General features: G+C 52.4%; 14 protein-coding genes. 6 read left to right on the forward strand and 8 right to left on the reverse strand.

Going from position 1 to position 10,236, the window contains the following annotated elements; genetic code table 11:
* The first annotated feature begins 324 nt into the window (after positions 1-324).
* Complete coding sequence (locus PGR10_RS25065) at positions 325-879, forward strand: gamma carbonic anhydrase family protein (RefSeq protein WP_087859647.1); 555 nt, start codon at positions 325-327, stop codon at positions 877-879.
* Here PGR10_RS25065 and PGR10_RS25070 read toward each other — a convergent pair.
* The 6 genes from PGR10_RS25070 to dprA are packed head-to-tail and all read right to left on the reverse strand — an operon-like array spanning position 855 to position 4,646.
* Entirely contained in the window at positions 855-1,112 is a 258-nt protein-coding gene (locus tag PGR10_RS25070; RefSeq protein ID WP_213317989.1) for a DUF1488 domain-containing protein, read from the reverse strand. The genes PGR10_RS25065 and PGR10_RS25070 overlap by 25 nt on opposite strands.
* Positions 1,109-1,927: a shikimate dehydrogenase gene (gene aroE, locus PGR10_RS25075; RefSeq protein ID WP_430924281.1), complete on the reverse strand. Its 819-nt coding sequence runs from the start codon at positions 1,925-1,927 to the stop codon at positions 1,109-1,111. The genes PGR10_RS25070 and aroE overlap by 4 nt, the downstream gene beginning before the upstream one ends.
* Positions 1,928-1,930: 3 nt before the next feature.
* Positions 1,931-2,503, reverse strand: a complete 573-nt coding sequence (gene tsaC, locus PGR10_RS25080) for an L-threonylcarbamoyladenylate synthase type 1 TsaC (protein WP_063421676.1) — start codon at positions 2,501-2,503, stop codon at positions 1,931-1,933.
* On the reverse strand, positions 2,496-3,050 hold the full coding sequence (locus tag PGR10_RS25085; protein ID WP_015369441.1) for a DNA topoisomerase family protein: 555 nt from the start codon (positions 3,048-3,050) through the stop codon (positions 2,496-2,498). The genes tsaC and PGR10_RS25085 overlap by 8 nt, the downstream gene beginning before the upstream one ends.
* Positions 3,051-3,076: 26 nt before the next feature.
* Complete coding sequence (gene smg, locus PGR10_RS25090) at positions 3,077-3,550, reverse strand: DUF494 family protein Smg (RefSeq protein ID WP_015369440.1); 474 nt, start codon at positions 3,548-3,550, stop codon at positions 3,077-3,079.
* Positions 3,522-4,646 (reverse strand): DNA-protecting protein DprA, encoded by a 1,125-nt coding sequence (gene dprA, locus PGR10_RS25095; RefSeq protein ID WP_430924282.1) that lies wholly within the window; start codon positions 4,644-4,646, stop codon positions 3,522-3,524. The genes smg and dprA overlap by 29 nt, the downstream gene beginning before the upstream one ends.
* A 128-nt stretch (positions 4,647-4,774) precedes the next feature.
* Between dprA and def the strand changes: the two genes are divergently transcribed.
* The 5 genes from def to mscL all read left to right on the forward strand — a co-directional run bounded on the left by def (position 4,775) and on the right by mscL (position 9,537).
* Entirely contained in the window at positions 4,775-5,284 is a 510-nt protein-coding gene (gene def, locus PGR10_RS25100; protein ID WP_045397945.1) for a peptide deformylase, read from the forward strand.
* A 14-nt stretch (positions 5,285-5,298) separates the two neighbouring features.
* A complete protein-coding gene (gene fmt, locus PGR10_RS25105) occupies positions 5,299-6,246 on the forward strand; it encodes a methionyl-tRNA formyltransferase (protein ID WP_213795094.1) in 948 nt (315 codons plus the stop codon).
* A gap of 52 nt (positions 6,247-6,298) precedes the next feature.
* Positions 6,299-7,594 (forward strand): 16S rRNA (cytosine(967)-C(5))-methyltransferase RsmB, encoded by a 1,296-nt coding sequence (gene rsmB, locus PGR10_RS25110; protein ID WP_087859641.1) that lies wholly within the window; start codon positions 6,299-6,301, stop codon positions 7,592-7,594.
* A 13-nt stretch (positions 7,595-7,607) separates the two neighbouring features.
* The gene (gene trkA, locus PGR10_RS25115) at positions 7,608-8,984 is read left to right on the forward strand and encodes a Trk system potassium transporter TrkA (protein WP_015369435.1); all 1,377 of its coding nucleotides are present in this window, start codon (positions 7,608-7,610) and stop codon (positions 8,982-8,984) included.
* Between the two features lie 142 nt (positions 8,985-9,126).
* Positions 9,127-9,537 (forward strand): large-conductance mechanosensitive channel protein MscL, encoded by a 411-nt coding sequence (gene mscL / locus PGR10_RS25120; RefSeq protein WP_015369434.1) that lies wholly within the window; start codon positions 9,127-9,129, stop codon positions 9,535-9,537.
* Here the strand turns inward: mscL and PGR10_RS25125 are convergent, their stop codons facing one another.
* Together PGR10_RS25125 and zntR are read right to left on the reverse strand one after the other, a co-directional pair.
* Entirely contained in the window at positions 9,538-9,753 is a 216-nt protein-coding gene (locus PGR10_RS25125) for an alternative ribosome-rescue factor A (protein ID WP_015703639.1), read from the reverse strand.
* A gap of 57 nt (positions 9,754-9,810) precedes the next feature.
* Positions 9,811-10,236 carry a Zn(2+)-responsive transcriptional regulator gene (gene zntR, locus PGR10_RS25130; RefSeq protein WP_213317984.1) on the reverse strand — a complete coding sequence of 142 codons (426 nt, stop codon included), beginning with the start codon at positions 10,234-10,236 and terminating at the stop codon, positions 9,811-9,813.

Consider the following 10,236-nt stretch of genomic DNA (forward strand, 5'->3'; position numbering starts at 1 on the left):
GCGACGCGCTTTAGCGCTCTGTCGCGAGGTGGCGTATATTACGCTTTCCTCTTTCAGAGTCAACCCTGAATTTCAGAATTTTTCTCTTCAACCGAGCCGGCTGTTTGTGTGAAGTGATTCACATCTGCCGTGTCAGTGGGTGCGCATTATAGGGATCCCATTTTTTTGCACAAGCCTTTTTTCGATCTTTTTTTCTGAATGATGGTTTTTCGCGCTTTTCGCGCTGTTATTGCTCAAATAGCTCAATTTTTATCAGAAAAAGGGGTTGCGGGAGCGCCAGAAAGCTTCCAAAGTCTGGTTATCTACCCTGATATTGAGGCAGCCATGTCCAGTTATTTACGTCCTTATAAAGAATTATTCCCTCAAATCGGTCTGCGGGTGATGGTGGATCCCAGCAGCGTTGTGATAGGCGACGTCAGAATTGCCGATGATGTAAGCATTTGGCCGTTGGTCGCCATCCGCGGCGACGTGAACTATGTATCGATCGGCGCACGTTCGAATATTCAGGACGGCAGCGTCCTACATGTTACCCACAAGTCTTCTTATAACCCTGAGGGTAATCCCCTGCTCATCGGCGAAGATGTTACCGTCGGGCATAAGGTCATGCTGCACGGCTGCACTATCGGCAATCGCATTCTTGTCGGAATGGGGTCAATTCTGCTGGATGGCGTGGTGGTAGAGGATGACGTGATGATCGGCGCCGGCAGCCTGGTTCCGCAAAACAAGCGTCTGGAAAGCGGATATCTCTACTTTGGCAATCCGGTAAAACAAATCCGCCCCCTGACGGAGGCGGAATATGCAGGCCTGAAGTATTCAGCCAACAACTATGTGAAATGGAAAGACGACTACCTGGATCAGGAAAACCAAATCCAACCCTGATGGTCTTCTTGCCGATCGCGAATCAGCGCTTCCGCTTCATCTTCCAGATCCCAGCGATGTTCACTAAAGAGAGCCAGCCACTGCGCTGGCTCATCGCCACCAAACCGTTGCTGCAGTGTCTTACCGCGAATCGCGCAAGTTAACTGCATCCCATTGACCAGCGCGGGGAAAACGATGCATTGCCGTTCGGCGTCCCACTCTTCTCTATCGGGAAATTGGATCGCCTGGTTCACGCATTCAGTTCCTGATGTAAAACAGCAATCACCGGGGCAATCTCCGGTAGTCTACCGTGCCACAACAGAACGGCATGGGCGGCCTGAGCCACCAGCATTCCTAATCCATCAGCCAGTTTTTTAGCGCCATACTGTTGGCACCAATGCAGAAATGGCGTATTTCCTTTCTGATAAAACATGTCATAACAGTAAACGTCGGCATGAATCAACGAAGATGGTATTGCCGGGATATCGCCGCTGATACCGCTGGACGTCGCGTTAATAATGAGGTCGAACTGATGGCCTTCCAGTTTATCCAGCGATAATGCGCTCACGCTGCCGGTATGAGCAAATAACGTTGCCAGTTCATGAGCACGGGAAAAAGTACGGTTAACAATAGTGACAGCGCAATCTAAAGAGAGCAGCGGTAATAATACGCCGCGTGATGCGCCGCCTGCGCCAATCAATAAAATCCTCATACCAGGTTTGATAAAGCCCAGGCGCTCTAAATCGCTTAATAACCCTATGCCATCCGTATTGTCGCCAAGCAAACGGCCATCTTCCAGGCGCTTCAACGTATTGACAGCGCCAGCCAGCGCGGCGCGTTCAGTGAGTTCATCGGCGCGGGCAAATGCTTCTTCTTTAAAGGGAACGGTCACATTAGCGCCCTTACCGCCTGCGTTGAAGAAAGCGTCCAGAGTATTCACAAAATCATCTAATGGCGCCAGTACCCGACCATAGGGGTGCGCAATATCTAACTGTTTGGCAAACAGCTGATGAATAGAAGGCGACTTGCTATGGGCTATAGGGTTACCAAAAACGGCATAAGTTTCCATAGATTACCCCTGGCGGAACTGTTCACCCGTCAGGGCATCACGGATTTCAGATGGGTTTTGCCGCCCGCCCGTTGCGCCATCCACCACCGGAAAACTATCGCCAAACTGGGCGCGTACTTCAGCAGTGGTCCGACACGGCGGCTGCCCGGTTAAATTGGCGCTCGTCGAGACCAGTGGTTTTCCGTAGGCTTCGCATAATTCAATCACCAGCGGATGATTAGTAACGCGCACGGCCAGCGAATCGAAGCGCCCCGTCAGCCAGCGTGGGGTATCCGGGCGCGCCGGGAACACGAACGTCACCGGACCGGGCCAACAGGAAAAGATCGCTTCACGCTGCGCGTCGCTTAACCGGGAATCATCAATATACGGTTGCAACTGTTCAAAGCTGGCGGCGATAAGAATTAATCCCTTTTCAACAGGACGCTGTTTTAACGCCAGAAGGCGCATCACGGCCGTTTCGCTATCCGGATCGCAACCGACGCCGAATACCGCTTCGGTTGGGTAGGCGATGACATGTTCATTATTCAGTACCGCCACAGCCTGTGCGACGGTTTCTGAGGGCAGGTTTTTATTCACTTATTTGTTCCGCCGGGATCGGCTTTCCACATTGTTTACTGGCGCAAAAACGTTTAACGCCTTGTGCCGTTTTCTTTTCTATTAATAGCGGGTAATGGCATTCAGGGCATTCGCCCGCCACCGGTTTAAAATTAATTACGAACTGGCAATCAGGATAGCGATCGCAGGAATGAAAGGTTTTACCAAAACGGGAGCGACGCTGCACCAGATGACCCTGTCCGCATTGCGGACACGCGATAGCAGTCTCATCAGGTTTATCAATCAGCTCGGTATGTTCGCATTCGGGATAGCGACTGCAGCCGATGAACATACCAAAACGCCCCTGGCGTAACACCATGACAGCGCCGCAAGATGGGCACTCTTGCCCCTCCAGCACCTTGACGATATGTCCATCCGCCTGGCTTTTCAGGGGACGGACATAGTCACAGTCCGGATAGTGAGAACAGCCGAGAAACGGGCCATGTTTCCCGGAACGAATCACCAGTTCGGCCCCGCACTGTGGGCAGGGCTCGTTTTTACGCACCGAAAACAGTGCTGATTTGGTCATAACAACTCGATGTTGCTGCAATAAGATTAATGCAGCATACCTTCATTTACTTCGAAGAGTAATTCTTCCATTTGCTGATAGGCGTTTTCACAGCCTGGAATATTAAACAGAACCATCAGGATCACCCATTTCAGGTCTTCCAGTTCAAACTCTGCCGTATCCAGCGCCAGTACGCGCTCTATCACCATTTCTCGCGTTTCGAGGTTCAACACCTGGATCTGCTCGAGGAAGAGTAAAAATCCTCGACAGCTGGCATCCAGACGCTGGCACTCTTCATCGGTGTATACCCGAAGAGAGAGCGGGTCGGAGGCGAGCTGCATGGGTTCAACGAGACCTTCCTGATAATCAGCCAGTTTCTCGAGCCACATTAACGCGTTATAGATATCTTCCCGCTCAAAACCTGCATCGGTCAGATCCCGCGTCAGTTTGTCCTGATCCACGCGCATTTCTGCTTCGTTATGGATATAAGTCTCAAACAAATACATGAGTACGTCGAACATGGCTTGCCCTCCTTAATCGGACATAGCCGCCGGGTACAGCTGCGATCCAGCCTGCTAACTCCAGTTCAAGTAGCTGGGCTACGGTTACTGGCACAGATTGGCCGGCACGTTCAGCGACAACGTCAACAGGTGTTACCTCATCTCCTACGTTAGCCAGGAGCTCTGGAAATGGCAATGCTACAGGAGGCCGATCTGCGTAATTATTTAGCAAATCAGCGGTATCCTTCCTCGCTGACAGCTCGTATTGCCAATGTTCAAGGATCTCTTCCGGCGCGGTAACGGGAACCGCGCCCTGCTTTATCAGCCAGTGCGGCCCTTCAGAGCCAGGATTGCCAATGGGTCCTGGCAGGGCAAAAACGTCTCTACCCTGCTCCAACGCGCAGCGGACAGTTACCAGGGAACCGCTTTTCAAGGCGGCCTCAATGACCAGTACACCTGCGCTTAAGCCGCTGATAATCCGGTTGCGGCGCGGAAAATTACCCGGTAGAGGTGGCGCTGAGAGAGGAAATTCGGAAAGTAGCGCGCCGCCGCTTTCTACGATCTGCTTTGCCAAAGCCCGATGCCGGTGCGGGTAGACATCAGAGAGACCGTTACCTAATACGGCGATGGTTTTTCCCGTTGCCGCTAACGCCCCGCGATGGGCGATGCCATCAATGCCCATCGCCAGACCACTGGTAATGGTCAATCCATACTGCGCCAGCGCTTCACTGAAGGATTTTCCCCATTGCGCGCCGTACCACGAGTGCGCGCGGCTTCCGATGATAGCCAACTGTCGGCTACACAGGAGATCGACATTGCCGCAGACCAGCAGCGCGCCGGGATAATCATCGATAGCGCGTAGCTGCGGCGGATAGCGTGCATGATCCACCGAAATCAGATGATGTTCTGGTTGCGCTAACCATTGCAGTGAGGCGTCAATCTCCTGTTGTTTAAAGGCAAGAAACTGTATTGCCTGTGCTTTAGTTAAACCGGCTTCACGCAACGTTTCATTATCCGAATGACCTGCGCCAGCCAGCCGTCGCGCAATCAGTACCATTTCATCGCCATACAGGTTATTCACCCGCATCAGGCGCAACCAAATATCCGTGGGCGTCATCCGTTCCCCCTGCCATTAGCGGCTCAGCCAATCCTTGTGATTGGTTAGCGAGACTGTCAATTAGAGGGGGTTTTGTCTAGAATAGAGGTAATAATCTTATCAACTACTGAATACGACTCTGGATCTTTATGGCAGTTTTGCAAGTGTTACATATTCCGGACGAGCGCCTTCGCAAAGTCGCCGAGCCGGTCAAAGAAGTGAATGCAGAAATTCAGCGTATCGTCGATGATATGTTCGACACGATGTACGCTGAAGAAGGTATCGGTCTGGCCGCCACGCAGGTGGATATTCATCAGCGTATTATCGTTATTGATGTCTCGGAAAACCGTGAAGAGCGCCTGGTGCTCATCAACCCAGAGCTACTCGAAAAAGACGGTGAAACCGGTATTGAAGAAGGTTGTTTGTCGATTCCGGAACAACGTGCGCTGGTTCCACGTGCCGAAACCGTAAAAATCCGCGCGTTGGACCGTGAAGGCAACGCTTTCGAACTGGAAGCTGATGGCTTGTTGGCTATCTGTATCCAGCATGAAATGGATCACCTGGTCGGTAAGCTGTTCATTGACTATCTGTCGCCGCTCAAACAGCAGCGCATTCGTCAGAAAGTTGAAAAACTGGATCGTTTACGCGCCCGTGCCTGATAACAAGGATTAACGTGTCACAAACACTACGTATCATTTTCGCCGGAACCCCCGACTTTGCAGCGCGTCACCTTGACGCGCTGTTGTCGTCTGAACATCAGGTGGTTGGCGTATTTACTCAGCCCGACCGCCCTGCTGGTCGCGGCAAAAAATTGATGCCGAGCCCGGTAAAAGTGCTGGCTGAAGCCAATAATCTACCGGTCTTCCAGCCATCCTCCCTACGTCCGCAGGAAAATCAGCAGTTGGTTGCCGACCTTAACGCCGATGTTATGGTCGTCGTGGCTTACGGACTGATCCTGCCGAAAGCGGTTCTTGAAATGCCGCGTTTGGGCTGCATTAACGTTCACGGCTCCCTGCTTCCTCGCTGGCGTGGCGCAGCGCCGATTCAGCGTTCGCTATGGGCTGGCGATGCCGAAACCGGTGTCACCATCATGCAGATGGACGTCGGTCTTGATACCGGCGACATGCTGTATAAGCTCTCCTGCCCGATTACCGCGGAAGATACCAGCGGCAGCCTGTACGATAAACTGGCCGACCTTGGACCTGAGGGTCTACTGGCGACTTTAGCGCAGCTGGCAGAGGGTAGCGCAGAGCCTGAAGTTCAGGACGAATCGCTTGTCAGCTACGCCGAGAAGCTGAGTAAAGAAGAGGCCCGTATTGATTGGTCGCTTTCCGCAGAACAGCTCGAACGCTGTATCCGCGCATTTAATCCCTGGCCGATGAGCTGGCTGGAGATCGATGAGCAACCGGTGAAGGTGTGGCGTGCATCCGTTATTTCAGAATCCGCCAACGCAGAGCCAGGCACGATCGTCGCAGCAAGCAAACAGGGGATCCAGGTCGCCACCGGCAACGGGATTCTGAATCTGGAATCGCTGCAGCCGGCAGGGAAAAAAGCGATGAGTGCCCAGGATTTACTGAACTCTCGCCGGGAATGGTTTATCCCCGGAAACCGTCTTGCCTGACGCACTTCTCTTCTAAAGCCCGGGTTCGCCGGGCATTTTTATTTTTGCGCTTATGAAAAAGAATATTAATTTACGCAGCCTGGCAGCCCAGGCCATTGAGCAGGTCGTTGAGAAAGGCCAGTCTTTAAGCAATGTTCTGCCGCCACTGCAGCAAAAAGTGAGCGAGAAAGACAAAGCGCTGCTGCAAGAACTGTGCTTTGGCGTCTTGCGAACCTTAAGCCAACTCGAGTGGCTGATCGGTAAGCTGATGGCCCGCCCGATGACAGGCAAACAGCGTACCGTACATTTCCTGATCATGGTCGGTCTGTATCAGCTGCTCTATACCCGTATTCCCCCGCACGCCGCGCTAGCGGAAACGGTGGAAGGCGCGGTGGCAATTAAGCGTCCGCAGCTTAAAGGGCTTATTAATGGCGTATTACGCCAGTTCCAGCGCCAGCAGGAAGAACTGCTGGCCGAATTCGCCCAGCACGAGAACCGTTATCTCCATCCTAAATGGCTGCTTAAACGTCTGCAGCAGGCCTGGCCGCAACAATGGCAGGATATTGTGTCAGCCAATAATCTACGTCCGCCAATGTGGCTGCGTGTGAATCGCAATCATCATTCGCGAGATGAATGGCTCGCACTGCTGGAAGACGCTGGTTTACAGGGTTTCACTCACCCGGACTATCCGGATGCCGTCCGTCTTGCGACCCCAGCCCCGGTCCATGCATTACCAGGATTTGATAAAGGCTGGGTAACCGTTCAGGACGCATCAGCCCAGGGCTGCATGCGCTATTTGCAACCGGCAAACGGCGAGCGCATTCTCGATCTCTGCGCGGCGCCGGGCGGCAAGACGACGCATATTCTGGAAGTCGCGCCGCAGGCGAATTTGATGGCGGTCGACATCGACCAACAGCGCCTGTCCCGTGTCTATGACAACCTGAAACGTCTGGGCATGAAAGCAGAAGTGAAACAGGGCGATGGCCGCTATCCTGAACAGTGGTGCGGCGATGAGCAGTTCGACCGTATTTTGCTTGATGCGCCATGTTCAGCTACTGGCGTTATTCGTCGCCATCCGGATATTAAATGGCTGCGCCGGGATCGCGATATCGCCGAGCTGGCGCAATTACAGGCAGAAATTCTCGATGCCACCTGGGCTCATTTGAAACCGGGCGGTACGCTGGTCTATGCGACATGCTCTATTTTGCCGGAAGAGAACAGCCAACAAATCGCCGCTTTCCTGACCCGTACCAGAGATGCCGAACTCCATGAGACGGGAACGCCGGAAAACCCGGGTCAGCAAAATCTGCCAGGGGCGGAAGAAGGCGATGGCTTCTTTTACGCTAAGCTAATCAAAAAGCGGAATTAATGGGTCACTGCTGATGAAGATTATTATTCTTGGCGCCGGACAGGTAGGCGGCACGCTGGCGGAAAATCTCGTTGGCGAAAACAACGATATTACCCTGGTCGATACCAACGGTGACCGTCTGCGCGGTCTGCAGGATAAGTTCGATCTCCGCGTCGTTCAGGGCCACGGTTCGCATCCGCGCGTGCTGCGCGAAGCCGGCGCCGATGATGCCGATATGCTGGTCGCCGTGACAAGCTCAGATGAAACTAACATGGTGGCCTGTCAGGTTGCCTATTCGCTGTTTAATACGCCGAATCGTATCGCCCGAATTCGTTCGCCGGACTACGTTCGCGATGCCGATAAACTTTTCCATTCAGAAGCGGTACCGATTGACCATCTGATCGCCCCGGAGCAGTTAGTCATCGATAACATCTACCGCCTGATCGAATATCCAGGCGCACTGCAGGTAGTGAACTTCGCCGAAGGAAAAGTGAGCCTGGCCGTTGTGAAGGCTTATTACGGTGGGCCACTGGTCGGTAATGCGCTCTCCACGATGCGCGAACATATGCCGCACATCGACACCCGCGTTGCGGCAATTTTCCGCCACGACAGACCGATTCGCCCACAGGGATCAACCATCGTAGAAGCTGGCGACGAAGTCTTCTTTATCGCCGCATCGCAACATATTCGCGCCGTAATGAGCGAACTCCAACGTCTGGAGAAACCCTACAAACGAATTATGCTGGTCGGCGGCGGCAACATCGGCGCGGGTCTCGCGCACCGCCTGGAGAAAGACTACAGCGTGAAGTTGATCGAGCGCGATCAACAGCGTGCCGCTGAACTTGCCGAAAAGCTGCAGAATACGATCGTCTTTTATGGCGATGCATCGGATCAAGAGTTACTGGCGGAAGAGCATATCGATCAAGTCGATCTCTTTATTGCCGTCACCAACGATGACGAAGCCAATATCATGTCGGCAATGCTGGCCAAGCGGATGGGCGCGAAGAAGGTCATGGTGCTGATCCAGCGTCGCGCATATGTCGATCTGGTTCAGGGAAGCGTGATCGATATTGCGATATCACCGCAACAAGCCACGATTTCTGCCTTGCTGAGCCACGTACGTAAAGCTGATATTGTCGGTGTTTCGTCGCTACGCCGCGGCGTTGCCGAAGCCATTGAGGCCGTCGCGCATGGCGATGAAAGCACCTCGCGGGTAGTCGGCCGTTCAATTGATGAAATTAAGCTGCCGCCAGGCACGATTATTGGCGCGGTGGTGCGCGGGAATGACGTAATGATCGCCAATAATAATTTACGTATTGAGCAAGGCGACCACGTAATTATGTTCCTGACCGACAAGAAATTTATCTCCGACGTTGAGAGACTATTCCAGCCAAGTCCGTTCTTCTTGTAATTCCAATGGGCGTCGCTCAGACGCCTTTTTATTATCCCTTATTTATCAATGGATAATATTTTCCGGCAATTATTCAACAGCAATGGAAAATGGAAATACATTTGATAAACTTATCAATGTCAGCTGGCTCAAGGAGAGTAAAATGGGTATGTTAAAAGAATTCCGCGAATTCGCAATGCGCGGGAATGTTGTCGATTTGGCAGTGGGTGTCATCATTGGTGCGGCGTTCGGTAAAATTGTATCGTCTTTAGTGGCCGATATTATTATGCCTCCGCTGGGTTTGCTCATTGGCGGTATCGACTTTAAACAGTTCGCCGTTACGCTACGCGATGCGCAGGGAGATGTCCCGGCCGTTGTCATGCATTATGGTGTGTTTATTCAGAACGTCTTTGATTTCATCATTGTTGCCTTCGCGATTTTCATGGCAATCAAACTGATGAATAAACTGAACCGTAAGAAAGAAGAAGCGCCTGCCGCTCCGGCGCCGAGCAAAGAAGAAGTACTACTGAGTGAAATTCGCGATCTGTTAAAAGAACAAAACAACCGTTCTTAATCAGCACACAGAAAGCAGAAGGCCAGTGGTAAAAAAGCGATTCGCTTGCTTGCCACTGGCCTCCCGATCATTCCGCCCCGCATGTTTATCTTTACGTTGATAGCTTCCCTTCCCTTTCTTATTTTTCTCAACCCGCTGTCTGAATAATGGGTCATGCAGTAATGCCTCAATCGCATTATCTTTAATTTGCCCTTTGGTATGCTGATAGCGACTCATAGTAACTCCAGTCAATGTATGAATTCGGCGCGAGTGTAGATCCGCGCACGGAAAAAATCAACACCCGGCATGGCTACCGCTGGCGCCTTGCTCTAAAGCTTCGAGAATCGAGCAGTAAACGCTACTGTGCGCCGTGCCGCAACAGGCATCATTCAGACGCTGCAGAGAACGCCGCATCGTTTCCAGTTCTTTGATACGCGCTTCGACTTCACTTAGCCGGGCCTGGACGATCCCTTTAGACTCCTGGCAAGTATGATGTTCGGGATCGATACGGATCGATAATAATTCGCGGATCGATTCGAGGGTGAAACCTAATTGCCGGGCATAGCGGATAAAACGCAGGCGCTGCAGATCGTTATCCGAATAGAGGCGAAAACCGCCTTCAGTGCGAATATCGTGATCCATCATTTGCTGCTTTTCATAATAGCGGATGGTATCCGGGGTGACATCAGCCAGTTTGGCCAGTTCGCCAATCCGATACAT

Origin of the sequence: Klebsiella sp. 141198 (genome assembly GCF_050600785.1) — a bacterium.
Classification (GTDB): Bacteria; Pseudomonadota; Gammaproteobacteria; order Enterobacterales; family Enterobacteriaceae; genus Klebsiella; species Klebsiella aerogenes.

Coding starts and splice junctions, on each gene's coding strand:
- PGR10_RS25065 (WP_087859647.1), top strand. CDS start 325: ATGTCCAGTTATTTACGTCCTTATAAAGAATTATTCCCTCAAATCGGT.
- aroE (WP_430924281.1), bottom strand. CDS start 1,927: ATGGAAACTTATGCCGTTTTTGGTAACCCTATAGCCCATAGCAAGTCG.
- PGR10_RS25085 (WP_015369441.1), bottom strand. CDS start 3,050: ATGACCAAATCAGCACTGTTTTCGGTGCGTAAAAACGAGCCCTGCCCA.
- smg (WP_015369440.1), bottom strand. CDS start 3,550: ATGTTCGACGTACTCATGTATTTGTTTGAGACTTATATCCATAACGAA.
- dprA (WP_430924282.1), bottom strand. CDS start 4,646: ATGACGCCCACGGATATTTGGTTGCGCCTGATGCGGGTGAATAACCTG.
- def (WP_045397945.1), top strand. CDS start 4,775: ATGGCAGTTTTGCAAGTGTTACATATTCCGGACGAGCGCCTTCGCAAA.
- rsmB (WP_087859641.1), top strand. CDS start 6,299: ATGAAAAAGAATATTAATTTACGCAGCCTGGCAGCCCAGGCCATTGAG.
- trkA (WP_015369435.1), top strand. CDS start 7,608: ATGAAGATTATTATTCTTGGCGCCGGACAGGTAGGCGGCACGCTGGCG.
- mscL (WP_015369434.1), top strand. CDS start 9,127: ATGGGTATGTTAAAAGAATTCCGCGAATTCGCAATGCGCGGGAATGTT.
- PGR10_RS25125 (WP_015703639.1), bottom strand. CDS start 9,753: ATGAGTCGCTATCAGCATACCAAAGGGCAAATTAAAGATAATGCGATT.
- zntR (WP_213317984.1), bottom strand. CDS start 10,236: ATGTATCGGATTGGCGAACTGGCCAAACTGGCTGATGTCACCCCGGAT.